Raw genomic sequence first — 17,820 nt, forward strand, 5'->3', positions numbered from 1 at the left:
AAATGATCAGTGGCATTCAATTTACTCCATCCACAATGAACAGTGCGGTTTCTGCGAATTCCCGTGGGAATCAGTCGGTGTCAGGTGGCCAAGACTTCGGAAGTCTGCTCCAAGGTGCGTTGAATAATGTCGGAAATACCTTGAGTCAGGCGAACACAGATGCGGTGATGTACGCGACGGGAGGTCCCGTCAGCATTCAGCAGTTGATGGTTGCCGAACAACAGGCCAACATCGCAGCGGACACGATAACACAAGTTGACAAGCGTATTGTTAGCGACTATCAAACGATAATGAACATGTCGGTCTAAGGGTGAACGGAATTGGATTCGTCTCTACTGAAGTACATTGCTCCAATCACGCAGTGGTGGAACAAGTTCAACCCGCGGCAGAAACGTAACTTGGTTATATCGCTTGTCAGTGCGCTTATTTGTGTCGTTGTGATTGTATGGTTCACCACGCGCCCGAACTACGTTACTGTGATGAGTGGATTGGACGACAATTCACTTGGACAAGTACAGCAACAGCTGAATACGTTGAAAATCCCAAATAAGATTAATGGAACGTCGATATTGGTTCCAAAGGCGGACGCAGACCAGGCCCGTATTCAGCTCTCTATGGCGGGGTTACCCAAAACCGGAGCAATCGATTACAGCTCAGTAAAGTCGTCGTACGCTATGACGCAAGCCCAGTTCAATCTGCAGGTATTAAATGTGCTACAACAACAACTTGCACAGACCATAGATCAAATGAACGGTGTGGTAGCGTCACAAGTCAACATCGTGATCCCTCAGCAAAGCAATATGTTCGTGAATAACAATCAACCTTCAAAGGCATCAGTGTTTCTGCAGGTTGGTACAGGTGCCCAGGTATCGCCGTCTGAGGTCGCAGGAATTCAGTCACTGGTTGCTCATTCTGTTAGTGGTTTGTCTGCAGGAAACGTATCCGTGGTCGATCAGAACGGGACCACGCTGTCCTCTCAGGGCGCTACTTCTTCTACGGGGGCAGTGCTGACAAACTCTGAACTGTCACTCCGGCAACAGATTGAATCCCAACTTCAACAACAGCTTCAGGGCGGTTTGTCACAAATCGTGGGGCCGGGGAATGTTGTTGTAACCGTAAATGCAGATGTTAGTTTCAATCGGGTCGTCAGTCAATCTCATAGTGTAACTCCCGCACAAGGACAGAGTACAGGGCTTCCAACGAGCCAGCAAATCACAAAGAGTTCTAGTTCCAGTACAGGCGGAGCACCTAGCGGAGCGGCGACGACCTCAAGCTCGAATCCAGGTAGTGCAGTGTACTTAGGCTCCGCGGGTAGCGCTTCAAACTCGACATCCACACAGAGTTCAAGCACTACCAACTACGATAATAACTATGTAAATACGCAGACGACGAACGATCCGATACAAATCAATGGTTACTCTGTTGGTGTTCTCGTCGACAGCACCAACAAGGCAATTACTCCACAGGTTCTTAGTCAAATTAAGTCTTACGTACAAAATACAGTTGGCTCTATGCCTGGCCAGAAAAACAGCGTTACGGTTTCGACAGTTCCATTTCAGCATACAGGGACAACACTGCTTTCTCCTGCCAAAAACAGTATTCTGCCATTCGCCATTGCCGGTGCGGCGCTACTATTGTTCGGTGGAGGCGCCACATGGTTGATTGTGTCGAGGCGAAAGAGACAGCGAGGAATGGCCCCTGAGCCAGAACCTGTCCTGTACACGGAAGACCTTGCCCAACCCAATGAAGCAGATCACATGAAACGCAGAGTTGCTAAATTAGCCAACGATAAGCCGGAGGAGTTTGCAAAAATGCTTCGGACCTGGCTCAACGAGGACTAGTGAGGGGGCGAAGTCATGGCGTTGCAGAGGCGGGAGCGCCCCTTGACTGGTAGGGAGAAAGCAGCAATTATGATGATTTCTCTTGGACAAGACACGGCTGCGAAAGTCTACCAAATTCTGAGTGAGGAAGAGATGGAGTCCCTGACATACCAAATCGCGAATCTCAAACGGATTGATAATGATCAGCGCGAACAAGTATTTCAGGAGTTTCACGATCTGGCTACGGCGAATGAGTATATTATGATTGGCGGAATCCAGTATGCTCGGGATGTCTTGGAAAAGGCTGTAGGGCAGGAGCGGGCCGACCGAGTCTTCTCGAAACTGCAGGGTTCACTACAAGTGAAGCCGTTTGCATTTGCAAAGAACATTGAATCGAGTCAAATTCTTGCCTTCCTGCAAGGGGAACATCCACAAACCATTGCACTCGTGCTGTCCTATTTAGATCCAAACCAATCAGCCACGATTATACAGTCCCTCCCGCATGACATACAGGTTGACATCGCACGGCGAATCGCGCTGACCAAGGTTACGTCGCCGGAGGCGGTGTATGAAATTGAGCAAGCGCTAGAAGCCAAATTGTCGACGGCTGACCCGAGGGATGACATGAAAATTGGCGGGATCGATGCAATTGTACAGATCATTAACGGCGTTGATCGAGCCACGGAGAAGACGATTCTCGATTCATTAATTACAACGGATCCAGAGTTAGCTGACGAAATTAAGAAGAAGCTGTTTGTCTTTGAGGATATAGCCATGCTTGATTCCCGTGCGTTGCAGAGGGTGATTCGGGACGTCGAAACGAAGGACATGCAACTCGCGTTGAAAGGTTCGAGTGAGGAAGTCAAGACACTCATCTTTGCAAACATGTCAAAGCGCATGGCAGATACCATTCAGGAAGAGATGGAGTTCATGGGGGCTGTTCGCTTGCAAGACGTGGAAGACGCGCAGCAAAGTATTGTTGCTGTCATTCGGCGCTTGGAAGATGAAGGTGAGATTGTGATTGCTCGGGGTGGTGAGAACTATGTCCGGTAACGTGATAGTTAAGAGGGCTGTCTTGCAGAATCAAGACACGGTTCTCATTCAAGCTCCGCGAGGCACTCATTCAATGTCGGTATCGTCCGCTGAAATGGTTGCTGGCTACGATTACAACTATCAGAAGCTCCTTGACGAAGCAAGGATTCAGGCTGACAAGATTCTAGCTGAAGCTGAGGACGAGCGGAAGAAACTGTTTGCTGCATCGAAAGCAAGTGGTTTTGAAGAGGGGTATTCACATGGGGAGCTTCAGGCCCAACAAGATGCAAAGGCTACCTGCGATACGTTGATTCAAAGTGCAGAAAGTATTGTGTTTACTGCCAACACAGAGAGACAGAGACTCCTTTCGAGTACACTTCCGATTCTTACCGACGTTGTGATGACCTCTGTAAAAACCATTATCCAGCGTGAAATGCTCATTGAGCGTGTCGATGTGAGCCGTACAATAGAAGACTTGTTGAAATATGTCATCGAAGGCACGCGGATTGAGGTCAGGGTAAATCCAGATGATTATGACAGTGTTTTGCGGCTAAGGCCAAAAATTCAAGGGGAGAAATTCGGTGAATGGGACGTGATGGTCATTGCAGATCCAAATCTCGACGTAGGTGGTTGTACGATTCGGTCAGATTCAGGGTACGTAGATTCCTCCATGGACGCGAAGCTGACGAAGTTACGCGAAGTTGTTGAACGGCATCTCGGGAGAATAATCGATGACCACGCTTGAGGACTTTCAGCAAGACCTGTTATCTACCCAATGGTTCCAACTGTACGGAAGGGTTACCAAGGTCATCGGCATGCGCTTAGAATCCGCCGGTCCACACGCGAATGTCGGTGACATGTGTGAGATCCGCGCTGAGAATAGACTATTGTGCTATGCGGAAGTCGTCGGGTTCCGCGATGCAAGTCTGGTTCTTATGCCGCTTGGTGAGATTTCTTCGATCTTTCCAGGTGCTGATGTGCTGAATCTCAATCGGCCACTCATTGCAAACTGTTCACGATCGCTTCTTGGACGAGTCCTGGACGGACTTGGAAATCCGATTGACAAACAAGGGCCAGTTTCAGATGGGATGCCTAGAGCGATTCAGTCTTCTCCCCCGAATCCTCTTGATAGAATTCCGATTGCAACGCAAATGCAGACTGGTGTTCGGGTCATCGACGGTTTCCTTCCGGTTGGATATGGGCAAAGGATGGGGATCTTTGCCGGGAGTGGAGTCGGTAAGAGCACTCTGCTTTCCATGATTGCGCGCAATACATCAGCTGATGTAAACGTAATTGCTTTGATTGGTGAACGAGGCAGAGAGGTCCGCGAATTTATCGAGAGAGACCTCGGTTCTGAAGGTATGAAGAAAAGTGTCATTGTGGTTGCTACATCAGATCAACCACCGTTGATTCGACTAAAATCTGCATTTGTCGCGACAACGATTGCGGAGTACTTTCGAGATCAGGGACTTCAAGTCAATTTGATGATGGATTCTATCACTCGATTTTGTATGGCACAACGTGAAATTGGTTTGGCTGCAGGGGAACCACCGACTACGAAGGGGTACACGCCCTCTGTTTTTGCAATGCTTCCAAAACTGCTGGAGCGATCAGGGTCCGGTGCCGAAGGGACGATTACCGCATTTTACACGGTACTTGTTGACGGTGATGACATGAATGAACCAATAGCAGATGCTGTTCGAGGGATTCTTGATGGGCATATCGTCCTGTCTCGACAATTAGCCAATGCTGGGCGTTTTCCTGCCATTGATGTTTTGAGTAGTCTAAGTCGCCTAACAGGTGTTTTGGCATCGGAATCACATCGGAAGGCCAATATCCGAGTTCGGAAGTGGATGCAGAGATATCGCGAAATTGAAGATCTCATTCGAATTGGAGCGTTCCAGCGCGGACTAGATGCAGAATCCGATATTGCTATCGAAAAAAAATCACTTATCGAATCTTTCCTCGAACAGGATGCAGATGAACTCACAAGTGTTTCAGAGGCCATACGTCAATTGATCTCCATTGCAGAAGGGGAGGAATAGGTATGTCGTCAGAAGTCACAGAGAAGCTCAGTTTTGCAACCCGCTTTCTGCAAATCAAAAAGAGTATTCAGAGCTTCGAAGAGCAGAAACTGGCAAAAAGGCAATCAGAACAACAAAATGCTCTACATCAACTTGAGCTGATCTGCCATGAGCAGGACTCCATAAAGCAGAGCTTACATCAGGTATTAAACTCTCCGGAAAGTTACTTATATTACCATGAGCTTGATGTGTTATCTGTCAAACATGTCCTGCAACAGGTGACCGTACAGGCGAGTACCAACGCGCTTGAACAACAGCAGAGCAGGGTGCAAACCGCTTATCAGGACACAGAGCGTTGGAAGATTGTTTTGGACCAGTATAACGAGTTAAACAAAAAACAGATGCAGTCTCTAGACCAAGCTATGCTTGATGAAGCCAGCAATGCTCGCTATCTACGCCAGATCGAAGACTAGGAGAGCTCAGATGATCAAGTTGACAAAGCTAAATGCAGAAGTTGTTTGGGTGAATCCTTTGATCATCGAGAATGTGATTCAACCAAAAGATACAATTCTCAGTTTGACGAATGGACACAAATATATGGTTCAGGAAAGCCCAGAAGAGATTATCGAGAAATGCGTTCAGTATCTAACTCGAATAGGCCTGACAGGGACTCAACAGACGAAATCAGAACGAACGTAATGAGTTGGGATATGACGACATCCGTCAAGTTTCCTGACACCGTTTTTATAAAATTTCGCTATACATGCAATATACGTACACTGACTGTATGTGAGGTGTGAAATCTGGTGATCCGAAAAGACATGTATTTTACGGATAGACAGGTCAAGCAACTAAGTGAGGAAGCGAAGGCCGGAGGGCTGTCGTTTTCCGAGCACGTTCGACGTATTTTAGACCATCATCTTGATCTAGGAAAGAAGGAGAGCATGCATGTCGAAAGTGCTATCACAAGAGGAAATTGATCACCTCTTGGCATCTGTCCACGATGGCACAATACCATCTGTTGTCTCTCCAGATGTTTCCGAACAGCGTTTTACAACATACGACTTTCGAAGAGCTCTCCATTTTTCAAAGGACCACTTCCGAGTCATAAGAAGGGTATTTGAACAGTTTGCTCGCCAGTTCTCCAACCGGTTAGGTGCGCGGTTGCGTACGGTCACCAGTATGCAGGTCGAATCGGTTGACGAGTTACCTTACGAAGAATTCATGGCGTCAATTCCTAGACTGACGGTACTTCAGGTCATGGAACTGCATCCCCTGCAGGGTCGTGCGGCACTCGAGATGAACATGCAACTTGCATTTGCCATGCTTGATTTTTTTATGGGAGGGTCTGGTCAGCATCGATATGTAGAACGTGAACTGACTGACATTGAAAACAAATTGCTGGGCAATGTTCTAAGTGAGATGAAACCTGCTTTCTCTGAAGCCTGGGCGATGTTTTTAAACGTGCGTCCTGTATTCAACTCAATTGAATGCAATCCGCACTTTGTTCAAATTGCAACTCCGAATGAGTCAGTTCTTGTCGTGACAATGCAAATGAAAGTCGGGGACACGACCGGCCTCGTCAATATGTGCATTCCTTATATCATTCTTGAAGATATCGTACCAAAACTCACAGCGCGGTCCTACTACACAACGAGTAAGACAGAAAACAGTGAACTTATAGCGCATGAAGGATTGCTGGCCCGGCATGTTAGAAACTCGAGTCTAAAACTCAGTGTTCTTCTGGGTACAACGCCTTTGCCAATGAAAGAAGTCCTTGATCTTGAACAAGGTGATGTAATCACTCTGGATCAGTCAATTCATGCACCCTTAACGTTGTTTTCTGATGGGGTACCCATCTTTCTTGGGAATATCGGATTATCTAAATCTCACTTTGCCCTGAAGATCTCAGAAGCATGGAAGGATGTAACGGAAAATGAGTGACGGTGAAAAACTAACCCAAGCGGAAATTGACATGCTTCTTCGCGGAGACACGCACTCGCTCACTGCGGAACAAATAGATGCGGTTGGCGAAATTGGTAATATTAGCCTGGGTTCTGCATCGACGCCCATGTCGCAGCTCCTGCAACAACCCGTGACGATTACTACGCCAAAAGTTTCTGTTCGACTGATTGAGGAAATGGAGTTCGACTTTAGAGGTCCGTTTCTGGTGATTTCAATCGAGTACACAGAGGGCTTGAAGGGAAACAATGTCTTGGTTGTGCAAGGTGATGATGCCAAGAAAATTGCGAATCTCATGCTTGGCGGAGACGGGACAGATTTGTCTGGGGAACTAGACGAGCTTCACCTCAGCGCGGTTGGAGAAATTATGAATCAGATGATGGGTAGTGCTGCCACGTCGATGTCAGCCATATTTGAAACGAGCGTTAACATTTCTCCACCTGTTGTCCAAGTGCAGCAAACAGCAGAGCATGGTATTGGGCTATCCGGTTGGTTTATCGTCGTCGAATTTCAGTTAGCTGTCGGAAATTTGATTGATTCTACCTTGCTCCAGTTTATTCCTTTCGATTTTGGTGTAGACATGATAAATCGGCTTTTGCAACCGTTGAAAGCCGCAGAATCATCCATGAGTAAGCCAGTCGAGATGGCGACTGCCAAACAGCCAGTTCCTCAGCAAACAGCAGAGCGGCCCTTGCCGAAGGATGGAATGGAGGTTAGTGAGCGCCCGGTTCGAATTCCCGCATTCGAGTCATTTGACGATCATGTTTCTACAAAAGTCTCTCCTCGCAATCTCGACATACTGCTCGATGTTGAACTGAATGTCCATGTCGAATTAGGCAATATCCGGAAGAGAATTCGAGAGATATTGGAATTGACGACAGGGTCTATCGTCGAGTTGGACAAGTTAGCCGGCGAGCCTGTTGACGTCTATATTAATAATCAACATATTGGGTTCGGTGAGGTTGTGGTTATAGATGAGAAATTCGGGGTTAGAATTACAGAAATTGTATCGCCAGAAGAGCGTATCAAGAGGTTTCGTTAAGTTGCCTAATAGTTTTGGCAAAACTCTGATTGGTTTTTCATTAGTGGCGGGCGTGCTCAGTAAGATCCAAGTTGTTTTTGCCAAGGGTTCAGGTACCCCGTCCCTTCCATCGGATAGCTCGAATGGGCCGTTAGTGGGCATGTTCATTTCTATGCTGATAGTCATTGCTCTCGGGTGGCTGGCTCTTCGTTTATTGCTCAAACGTTTTAATATTAAGACGAGAGGTGACGTTGATCTCATCGCGGTTCGTCAAGTAGCCCCGAATCGGTACGTCGGTGTTGTGGATGTTTACGGAAGGAAGTACGTTGTCGGAATCGGTGATACAGTCACGTGTCTAGATCGACTCGGAGAGATAGATGTCCCGACACATCCTACTGCGTCCCAAGGCGTGCCGGTTCACACAGGTTCTTCGATTAAAAAAACGCTGGAAAGATTACGGCGGGATTATGGTAGACCGAGAAGGGAGGACAACCCGTGACGGAAAACTTTATTGTCTCACTTGGTCAGCAGTGTATGTTATACGTTATCAAAATGGTGGCGCCCATACTGCTTATGAGTTTAGTCATGGGTATTGGAGTTAGTATCTTCCAAGCATCTACCCAAATTAATGAACAGACAATGACGTTTATTCCTAAAATCATTGCCATTATCATCACACTCTTGGTGTTCGGCCCTTGGATGCTCACGACTTCTGTGGATTTCACAAAGAGTATTTTAGAGAACTTAATGACATACGTGAGTTAAGATGGCTGTTTATGCGTTGAATCACGTACAAGTCCTTTTGTTGGTGCTATTACGAGTCATGATGTTTATCATCACATCTCCGCTGTTCTCAATGCGCCTGTATCCAAACTGGACAAAAGTCGGGTTTGCGGGTGTGGTCGCGCTGTTGGTGATTCCGTCTATGAGTGTCACTACCGTCCCGTCCGCACTATTGGACACAGGGGAATACATCTTGGTTGCAGTGCGAGAGATGGCCACTGGACTGCTGCTTGGCTGGGTCGCAAGTGTCATATACGCGACGGTAAATGTGGCTGGACGCATACTTGATTTGGAGATTGGGTACAGTGCTGTATCGCTGCTGGCACCTGGGACAAACGACCAGGAGAGTGTGATGGGGTCTTTTCAGGGGGCTTTGTTTGCTCTCTATTTTCTAGGGATGAATGGATTGGACGGACTCGTTCTCGCAGTCTTGAACAGCTATAAGCTTATCCCGCTTGGATACTTCCACATGCCGGGTACGACGATTCAGTTTTTGATGTACATGTTTAATGTGTTGTTTACGATGGCCGTCGAAGTCGTCATTCCGTTTCTGTGTGTGCTGCTGTTCACTGATGTGACTTTGGCCGTTATTTCCCGCAGTATGCCACAGTTGAACGTATTCATTGTGGGGCTTCCCGCAAAGTTATTCTTTGGTCTGTCATTGTTTTCCATTGGCATGGTTGGTACTACTTATTTGTTTGGGCAAATATTTCAAACGCTTTTTAGCGATACAACGATGTTTTTGAAGTGGTTTGGGGGCTAGTCCAGTGCTCGCGTTTGAGCTTCAGAGGTTTGCTGAAGACAAAACTGAAAAGGCTACGCCTCGTCGTCGGCAGAAATCCATACAAGAAGGCAACATTCCCAAAAGCCGCGATCTGGTTTCATCGATTTCTTTTCTAGTCGCATTATTTGTACTGAAATTTTTTGCTCAAGGCACCTGGAATCGTTTAACACAGGACTGGACTTATGATTTATCGCATGTAGCGCAGGTCCAACTCACTGCGGCCGATGTAATCCCCTTTTTGTTCCAACAGTTGATGGTGGTCGTTGGTATTGCTTATCCGTTTGTGATTTTTCCAATGATTGTCGGTATTATCGCAAACTACGCGCAGGTAAAATTCGTTTTTCTGCCCAATTTGATTTTGCCCAAGTTTAGTCGTCTGAACCCGTTAACAGGTTTTACACGGATATTTGGGGTAAGCGGCCTGGTACAGACTCTGCAGTCTCTGTTTAAACTGCTGGTGATATCCAGTGTGGCGTATTTTTCGGTGCAGGGTCTGATCAGTCAGATTTTGAATCTGCCACAATACTTGCTATCGCAGTATCCGGGCCTGATTGCAAGCATGATATACAGCGTGATGATCAAAGCGGCCGTTGGTTTGATAGTGCTAGCTGGACTTGATTACGCCTATCAGAGGTTTGATTCTGAGAAACGTATGAAGATGTCCAAGGAGGAAGTTAAGCGAGAACGCAAGGACGCTGAAGGGAATCCAGAAGTCAAGCAAAAAATTCGAAAGATGGGATTCCAAATCGCGTCTAAGCGGATGATGCAGCAAGTACCGAAAGCCGATGTTGTTGTCACCAATCCAACTCATTTCGCCGTGTGTCTCAAGTACGAACGAGGCACGAAGGCTCCAATTGTTACTGCAAAAGGTTCTGATGAGATAGCATTGCGCATTCGATCTATCGCTCACGAGCACGCGATTCCAATTGTCGAAAATAAGCCTCTCGCTCGTGAGTTATATCAATCATGTGACCTAGATGACCCAATCCCAATGCATTTGTTCAAAGCTGTAGCGGAATTACTGGCTTATGTCTATATCCGCAGGAAGATGGTGAGATAAATGAAGCGAAGCGACCTGATTGTGATGGCCTCCATTTTGGGCATGGTTGTGATGATTGTGATACCCATCAATCGCACCTTGCTCGATATTTTGCTCATTATTAACCTCTTTCTCTCCATGTCCATCCTGCTGGTGGCTATGAACACGACGAAGCCCTTGGAATTTTCCATCTTTCCTTCCTTACTTTTGGTTACCACCTTGTTTCGATTGGCGCTGAACCTGTCCTCAACGCGACTCATTTTAACGCAAGGCAATGCTGGACAGGTGATTCAAACATTCGGACACTTCGTTATAGGTGGTAATGTTGTAATTGGACTCATTGTCTTCATCATCATTGCTGTAGTTCAATTTATTGTAATTACGAAGGGGTCTGAACGAGTCGCTGAGGTTGCAGCACGGTTTACTCTCGATGCAATGCCAGGTAAACAGATTTCGATCGATGCTGACCTTAACTCGGGGTTAATCAATGAACAGGAAGCACGAGCCAGACGTCAAGAGATTGAAGGCGAAGCGGACTTTTATGGTGCAATGGACGGGGCATCCAAGTTTGTTCGAGGTGATGCTATTGCAACCTTGTTTATTGTTGTCATTAACATCATTGGTGGCTTTATCATTGGCATGGTCGGCAGTCATATGAGTTGGCAAACGGCTGCTCAAACATACACGACACTTTCCATCGGCGATGCACTGGTTGACCAGATTCCTGCGTTACTTTTATCGACCGCGACAGGCTTGATTGTTACCCGCGCAGCTTCGACTGGAAATTTTGGTTCAGACATCGTTGGGCAGGTATTCGCATATCCACGAACCATCTTCATCGTATCGGGGGCGATTGCCGCTCTTGGAGTAATTACTCCAATTGGAGTCTTTCGAACGTGGCCAGTTGCCATAGGGTTCGGTATTCTCGGGTGGAATATTCGGCGCACTGCACAGGCCGTTACGCGAAAGCAGGAAGATGAGGTGAAACGCCAAAAGGTAGAGGATACAAAACGTCCTGAGAGTTTAATGCCGTTGTTACGTGTTGATCCGATTGAGTTTGAGTTCGGATTTTCGCTGATTCCCCTTGTCGACAATAAGCAGGGGGGAGACTTTCTGAATCGGATGTCTTCCATTCGAAAGCAGCTCGCATTGGAGCTCGGTTATTTGATTCCGGTGGTTAAGATGCAGGACAATCCAAAGTTAGCGTCCGATGCGTATCTCATTAAAATTAACGGCGTCGCGGTGGCAGAAGGCACCATCATGCCGAGACACTGGCTCGCAATGAATGCTGGAAACGTTACAGACGATACAGTCGTTGGTATTCCAACAAAGGAGCCAACTTTTGGAGCGAGTGCGTTGTGGGTGAGCAATGATATGCGCAGCGTTGCGGAAGAGGCTGGATATACCATCATCGACCCTACGACTGTCTTGGCAACGCACATGAAGCACGTTTTGAAGAGCCATGGGCACGAACTTCTAGGCCGCAAAGAAACAAAAGCCTTACTCGACAATCTCAAGGAAGTGTCTGCCTCATCCTTGGTGGATGACTTGATACCCAGTCTGCTCTCCATTGCCCAAGTCCAAAGGATTCTCATTAACCTGCTGTCGGAGCGGATTTCCATTCGATCGCTCAACTTAATTTTGGAAATCTTGGCGATTCACGCCGAGAATACAAAAGACATTGACGTTTTAACCGAACTGGTGCGCCAAGGCTTATCAAGACAGATATGCAACCAATTCCGCGTACCAAACGGACCGTTACGCGTGGTTACGTTGTCTCCGAGTGTGGAAGGTGAGCTGGATGGGTCTCTCGTTGAGAAAAATGGAAATCTCTTTGTTGGGTTAAACGCCGTGAGAGGGTAAGCTGTTTTTAAACGACTTCAAGAGGAGGCGCAGCAGCTCTCTCGAGGAGGTTTGACGCCAATCTTGCTTGTACCGCCGAAGTTGCGTCTTCCAATTCGAAGGTGGTTGGCGAAAACCCTACCGAGTCTCGTAATTATGTCTTACAGTGAGCTCGATCCAGGTATAGATATTACGAATGCAGGTGTGGTGAATCTCTGATGCAGGTGCAAACGTTTGTTGCGGATAACATGCCGGAGGCAATTCTTCAAATTCGAAAACACATGGGGAAAGATGCGGTGATTTTGAATTCGAGGAAGGTTTATCAGCGTCGTTGGTGGAGTCTCAAGAAAACCGTAAAATACGAGGTGTCTGCTTGCTTAGCAGCAGAAGCTCCGGAAGTCCAATCTCAACTTACGTCCAATTCCAGACCTACCGATAGGGATGAAATCCAAACGGAGTTAAAGCAAATTCGGAGCATGCTGCAAACCGCAATTCAAACCAATGACGCAATGATTGTAATGCTGTCCGATTATTTGAGAGAGCAGGGTTTGACGCGTGAGCTTGCAATGGCGCTTATTCAAGAAATTTCCCACGATACGAACGCTCGGGAGGAAGTGAAGGAGTCCCTCCAGAGAAGATTGGTTGAACAGTTGCACGACTTCCAGCATACAGCTCCCATAAGACCGGAGTCACGGGTTATCGCATTTGTAGGGCCGACAGGGGTTGGAAAGACGACGACCATTGCAAAACTCGCCGCTGCATACGTTGCTAACGGAAAAAAGGTTGGGTTGATTACGACAGATACCTATCGGATCGCGGCGATTGAACAGTTGAAGACATATGCCAAAATCCTAGAAATACCTGTCGAGGTTGCCTATAAGCCTGAAGAATTGACTAAGGCGATGGAGCGATTGCGACACTGCGACGTAATTTTGGTCGACACATCAGGACGAAACTTCAGACTTATGTCTTATGTAGAGGAAACAAAGGCTTTTCTTCGAGAACTGCCGGTGGATGAAACTTTGCTTGTGCTTTCACTTACGATGAAACCCAAGGATATCAATTATATTGTTGAAATGTTTATGGACCTGCCTGCAGATAAGTTTGTATTCACAAAACTGGATGAAACGGACACTTATGGTTCCATCCTGAATGTTCTTTTGACGCACAAGAAACCGATGTCTTACATCACCATGGGTCAATCTGTCCCAACTGATATTGAAATTCCATCTCTAGACAGAATTGTAAACATGGTATTGGAAGGCATCCAGTGATGGCTGACCAAGCAGAAGCATTACGACGTATGATGGACACCAACCGATCACAAAGGACAGCTGAACGAATTGTGGCCATCGCTAGCGGCAAAGGGGGCGTTGGGAAATCAAATGTTGCTGTCAACCTGGCTGTTGCTTTGCAACGTCTTGGCCGAAGTGCGATTGTTATCGATTTAGATATTGGATTTACAAACGTGGAACTGCTGCTGGGTGCCAGAAGTCGCAGACGTTTGACTGACGTGTTGCATGGCACGGACATCTGGGATGTCATCAATCATTCGGCATCAGGGGTTTCGTTTATTACTTCAGGTACGCAGTTTGCTGACTTCGGCCAATTCACACCTGAGCAACTCATCACACTGGTCAACCAACTGAAGCGTCTACATGAGCAATATGACTTCATCTTGTTGGATGGGAGCGCTGGAATGACTGCAAATAGTCAGCGGCTGATATCGGCAGCGGATGATATGCTTCTTATTGTCACCCCAGAGCCGACCTCGATTGCAGATGCATATTCGTTTGTGAAATTTCTCTACCGTGAGCATAGTCTCCCCACGACCCATATCGTAACAAACCGGGCCCAGTCATTTGTGGATGCGAAGAATGCTGCTGCTAAGATTCAATCCGTTTGCACGCACTTTCTCAACGTGTCACTGTCTATACTTGGCTATGTACTTGACGATGTCCACGTCCCGGATGCTGTCAGAAAACAAACAGCGGTTATGACGCTATATCCAAACACTCTGGCATCAAAGTGTATCATGCAGGTGGCGAAGAATTATCTGAATGCAGGAGAATCCAGAGAAGAAGTCCAGCTTAAACGGGGTTTTGCTGCATGGTTGGACAATATGTTTAGAAAATAAACGGGGGTGCCTGTATGACGTACCTGTATATTTACGGTGTCATTTTGATCTTACTGGTGGGCGTGTATATCCTCAGCAAAAACAAAGACGGAAAGTCACGGAATTTTCTGTACGGAGTCAACACCCTGTTGCGTCCCCATTCGCAGTTAGATAGCAGCGGAGACGATGCGGAAGCAATCCTATTATTGGAGGAGATGTACAAGGAGTTCACACTTGGACTGGAAGACGTCCAATTAAAAAATCAGGAACTCCAACACCAAGTGGAACAAATGCGGGAGGAGTTGGCATCCATTAAAGGTGTAAATGCAGGACTTCCTATGTCAGCAAGTACGCTGACGACGAAGGACATTGCTCATATGATTGGTTCAGCGGAATCAACAGTGAGGAAGTGGGAGAAAGAATTTGGGGAATACATTCCAAAATTCAATGATCCTTCTGGAAGCAAGCGGCACAATGAAGAAGCCCTTCGAGTGTTCTTCCAAATCAAGTTCTTGCGGGATAGACGCGTGCCGACCGATGCAATTAAGGAAGAACTTGCACAAGGGCATAACGAATCCCCAAAGAAGGATGAACTTGATGATACGGCTTACCACCAAGCTGTTCAGGAATTGCTGAACAAAGGCTTGTCAGCGAGTGAAGTCGCACAGAACCTGGGAGTGTCGGTTACTGAAATTCAAATTCTTCAGGATAAACTCACCTTTACCCCCTCGATTTTTTAAGCAACCTCCAGTTGCAGATACAGAAGTTATCGGCCAGGCCTAAAACGTTATAGTGATTGGTAGCATCCCAATGGTAAAGAGAGGCTTCCGTATGTTACGCGGTATCACTACAGCATCATCAGGTATGTTGACGGACCAACGCTTGGAACAGGCACTCGCGAATAACCTGGCCAACCTCCAAACGCCGGGATACAAGGCCGTTGCCGGTGAATCATTATCGTTTCCGCAACAACTCATTGTGGCAATGAAGGATACAGGATCGTCAGTGATAGGCCAGTTAGGCACCGGTGCAGTGTATCAGGAGGGTGTTCCTTATTTTGGCCAAGGTGCGATTGCGAGTACAGGAAGAAACCTCGACGTTGCAATTCAAGATAACCTGCAGGCTGGAACGTATGCTTCGGTAGTTGGGCCGAACAATCAACCGATATCGGCTCAGGGGCAGATTACATCTGGACTCAATGGGCGCCTCACGATGAATGGTCAACCACTTGCTATACTAAATGGGCAGAATCAAATTGTTCCAAATGTATACGCGGCCGTGAATCCTGCTTATAAGCCAGCTAATTCCACGGTTGGGCTGGTTGCCTCGGACGGCAAGCCGAACTATGACAGTGCTGGTAACCCATCGTATGTGTTTGTAAATGCGCAGGGGAAGATTATTGGTTCCTCAGCTAGCTCTGCATTTGCGGACTTGGGGATAAGAGTGGGGAATCAGAACGACATGGGTGTACACCAGTTTTTTCCTGTCGGGTACACTGCCTTCAACGGTAATACAGGCGTTGTTTTGACCCAAGACGGCCATTTTTCAATAAACGCGAAACATCAACTTGTAGATGTAAACGGTAACCCGATTTTGCCGATTGACTCGGTAACGGGTCGTCCAATTGTTGGCGGACATATTAATATAAATCCAAATTATACGGGAAAAGCTTTGTTTGCTTCAAATGGAACGGCGTTAACAGACGCACAAGGTCAATTATCGTTTCAAGCGGTGAATGCAACAGGACAGGTGATTTCAACTGGGCGTCTGGGGACTGTTGGAGCAGACGTAACCAATGTATCTCCGCTAGGGCAAAGCGAATATATGGTAAACGGCACAATCCAATCTGGTACAGCTCTTGGCGGCCTCACCTTCTATAATTCTAACAATCCCAATAGAGCGAGTTTGCTTCCAGGTGAGTTGGAGCAAAGTAATGTGAATCAAAATCAGACGATGACCGAGATGGATCAAATCCTCAATGAATATCAGGCAAACCAAAGTGTCTTGCAGTCAGAAGCTCAAGCTCTAGACCTTGCAACGACTGATATAGGGAAAGTAAATATCTAAGGGGGTATCCTCGGTGCAAAGTCTTTGGACGGGATTGTCAGCTCTCAATGCTGCATCTAGCCAACTAAGTCAGGTTTCTGGGAATATAGCCAATATTAATACTGTTGGATATGGCACGGCAGATAGTACTTTTGAAGATTTACTCACAACGCATCTCGGTGGAGAAGCGACTGCTCCGACGGTTGCTGGGCGTTACACACAACCCGGCCTGTGGGAAGGGACTGGGGTCATGAATACGCAACTCATGACACACTTTGGCGGGATGGGACTTGAAAAGACGGGCAACAGCCTGGACTTTGCGCTGTCAGCGGAGAACGAATTTTTCGTTTTGAAAGACTCAAATGGTCAAACCCTCTATACAAAAGCGGGTAATTTTCAACTTAAAGAGAATTCCAACGGCACGGCTAACCTTGTGACAACAGGTGGCCAGCAGGTTGAAAGCACAAATGGACAACCCATTACCATCCCCAAAGGCGTAAAATCGATAGAGGTTTCAAGTAATGGGCAGATTTCATACGGGGGCCAGACGGGTCAGCGGATTGCAGTCGCCATCGTAAATACGCCGAGTCAGTTTCTAAGGTCAGTTGGTAACAATAACTTCGCCAGTGTCCAGGGCCTTCCCTCCCAGACTATCGCAAATTCAGCCGCAGGCTCAAGTTCAGGGATTCACGTTCTACAGGGCTATCTAACAACCAACAACGTAGATTTAACGAACGAGATGACTGACTTAGTTAAAGCTCAGGATTACTATGAATCAAACGCAAAGGCTATCAATATTGCGAACAAATTAATGCAAATCGATAACCAAATCCGTCCCTAGTACAACACTCACCAATGACCGTGTTGGTACGTTGTTGTAATGTGAAGATGAGTACGAGACGTAAGACGGGCGGGGTGCAAGGTGGACATCTTCAAAGACCTGTTATTCTTATTGCTTATTCTCGGTAGCCTGGTATTTATGTCTTCTAAAAGGACGCGCAGGCGAAATGTTACCGCTCAGAACGAAGATCTGATGGACACTGTTGCATGCCGCTATCTACTGACACAGTTACGCCAACGCGGTGTTGATCCCCAGTTGTTATCCCGTTTAGAGACTATGGAATACGGCGCTGTACGCAGACACGTGATTCGAGAACATCTGCTAACCTATGACGAAGTTAACGAGTACGCAGAGAGAGTTCAAAAGCATACAGATGCTATACGCAGGGTTCTGGAAAATACGTAGAAAGTAAATTAATACGGTTCAGTACAGTGGAACCCGTTTTTATATGATGTAGTTGCAAAGAAAAAATATTGTTGGTATGTTGAACGCATTGATTGCAAATCTGCA

Annotated in this window: 18 protein-coding genes and 1 pseudogene; all 19 read left to right on the forward strand. The window is 46.9% G+C overall.

Annotated elements, in window-relative coordinates; translation table 11 throughout:
• The first annotated feature begins 2 nt into the window (after positions 1–2).
• The 19 genes and pseudogenes from fliE to AN477_RS07125 all read left to right on the forward strand — a co-directional run bounded on the left by fliE (position 3) and on the right by AN477_RS07125 (position 17,310).
• Positions 3–308 carry a flagellar hook-basal body complex protein FliE gene (gene fliE, locus AN477_RS07035; RefSeq protein WP_054968463.1) on the forward strand — a complete coding sequence of 102 codons (306 nt, stop codon included), beginning with the start codon at positions 3–5 and terminating at the stop codon, positions 306–308.
• Between the two features lie 12 nt (positions 309–320).
• Entirely contained in the window at positions 321–1,841 is a 1,521-nt protein-coding gene (gene fliF / locus AN477_RS07040) for a flagellar basal-body MS-ring/collar protein FliF (protein WP_054968464.1), read from the forward strand.
• A gap of 15 nt (positions 1,842–1,856) precedes the next feature.
• Positions 1,857–2,873, forward strand: a complete 1,017-nt coding sequence (fliG, locus tag AN477_RS07045; protein WP_054968465.1) for a flagellar motor switch protein FliG — start codon at positions 1,857–1,859, stop codon at positions 2,871–2,873.
• Between the two features lie 22 nt (positions 2,874–2,895).
• Positions 2,896–3,597, forward strand: a complete 702-nt coding sequence (locus tag AN477_RS07050) for a FliH/SctL family protein (RefSeq protein WP_169787858.1) — start codon at positions 2,896–2,898, stop codon at positions 3,595–3,597.
• Positions 3,584–4,897, forward strand: a complete 1,314-nt coding sequence (locus AN477_RS07055) for a FliI/YscN family ATPase (protein ID WP_054968467.1) — start codon at positions 3,584–3,586, stop codon at positions 4,895–4,897. The genes AN477_RS07050 and AN477_RS07055 overlap by 14 nt, the downstream gene beginning before the upstream one ends.
• Positions 4,898–4,899: 2 nt before the next feature.
• Complete coding sequence (locus AN477_RS07060) at positions 4,900–5,349, forward strand: flagellar FliJ family protein (RefSeq protein ID WP_054968468.1); 450 nt, start codon at positions 4,900–4,902, stop codon at positions 5,347–5,349.
• A gap of 10 nt (positions 5,350–5,359) precedes the next feature.
• Complete coding sequence (locus AN477_RS07065; protein ID WP_054968469.1) at positions 5,360–5,575, forward strand: flagellar FlbD family protein; 216 nt, start codon at positions 5,360–5,362, stop codon at positions 5,573–5,575.
• A gap of 249 nt (positions 5,576–5,824) precedes the next feature.
• On the forward strand, positions 5,825–6,820 hold the full coding sequence (gene fliM / locus AN477_RS07070) for a flagellar motor switch protein FliM (RefSeq protein WP_054968470.1): 996 nt from the start codon (positions 5,825–5,827) through the stop codon (positions 6,818–6,820).
• Positions 6,813–7,880, forward strand: coding sequence for a flagellar motor switch phosphatase FliY (fliY, locus tag AN477_RS07075; protein WP_054968471.1), 1,068 nt, complete (start codon positions 6,813–6,815; stop codon positions 7,878–7,880). The genes fliM and fliY overlap by 8 nt, the downstream gene beginning before the upstream one ends.
• A 1-nt stretch (position 7,881) precedes the next feature.
• A complete protein-coding gene (locus tag AN477_RS07080; RefSeq protein ID WP_054968472.1) occupies positions 7,882–8,358 on the forward strand; it encodes a flagellar biosynthetic protein FliO in 477 nt (158 codons plus the stop codon).
• Positions 8,355–8,624 carry a flagellar biosynthesis protein FliQ gene (gene fliQ / locus AN477_RS07085; protein WP_054968473.1) on the forward strand — a complete coding sequence of 90 codons (270 nt, stop codon included), beginning with the start codon at positions 8,355–8,357 and terminating at the stop codon, positions 8,622–8,624. The genes AN477_RS07080 and fliQ overlap by 4 nt, the downstream gene beginning before the upstream one ends.
• Before the next feature lies 1 nt (position 8,625).
• A complete protein-coding gene (locus tag AN477_RS07090) occupies positions 8,626–9,405 on the forward strand; it encodes a flagellar biosynthetic protein FliR (RefSeq protein ID WP_054968474.1) in 780 nt (259 codons plus the stop codon).
• A gap of 4 nt (positions 9,406–9,409) precedes the next feature.
• Entirely contained in the window at positions 9,410–10,486 is a 1,077-nt protein-coding gene (gene flhB, locus AN477_RS07095; RefSeq protein ID WP_054968475.1) for a flagellar biosynthesis protein FlhB, read from the forward strand.
• Positions 10,487–12,526: pseudogene (gene flhA / locus AN477_RS07100) on the forward strand (flagellar biosynthesis protein FlhA).
• Positions 12,526–13,581: a flagellar biosynthesis GTPase FlhF gene (gene flhF, locus AN477_RS07105; RefSeq protein WP_054968476.1), complete on the forward strand. Its 1,056-nt coding sequence runs from the start codon at positions 12,526–12,528 to the stop codon at positions 13,579–13,581. The pseudogene flhA and the gene flhF overlap by 1 nt, the downstream one beginning before the upstream one ends.
• Entirely contained in the window at positions 13,581–14,444 is an 864-nt protein-coding gene (locus AN477_RS07110) for an AAA family ATPase (protein ID WP_054968477.1), read from the forward strand. The genes flhF and AN477_RS07110 overlap by 1 nt, the downstream gene beginning before the upstream one ends.
• 14 nt (positions 14,445–14,458) lie before the next feature.
• The gene (locus tag AN477_RS07115) at positions 14,459–15,163 is read left to right on the forward strand and encodes a MerR family transcriptional regulator (protein WP_054968478.1); all 705 of its coding nucleotides are present in this window, start codon (positions 14,459–14,461) and stop codon (positions 15,161–15,163) included.
• Between the two features lie 91 nt (positions 15,164–15,254).
• A complete protein-coding gene (locus AN477_RS07120) occupies positions 15,255–16,490 on the forward strand; it encodes a flagellar hook-basal body protein (RefSeq protein WP_054968479.1) in 1,236 nt (411 codons plus the stop codon).
• Between the two features lie 13 nt (positions 16,491–16,503).
• Positions 16,504–17,310, forward strand: coding sequence for a flagellar hook-basal body protein (locus tag AN477_RS07125; RefSeq protein WP_054968480.1), 807 nt, complete (start codon positions 16,504–16,506; stop codon positions 17,308–17,310).
• Positions 17,311–17,820 lie beyond the last annotated feature (510 nt).

The sequence above is a fragment of the Paenalicyclobacillus ferrooxydans genome, from assembly GCF_001399675.1.
In the GTDB taxonomy this organism is placed as follows: domain Bacteria; phylum Bacillota; class Bacilli; order Alicyclobacillales; family Alicyclobacillaceae; genus Alicyclobacillus_B; species Alicyclobacillus_B ferrooxydans.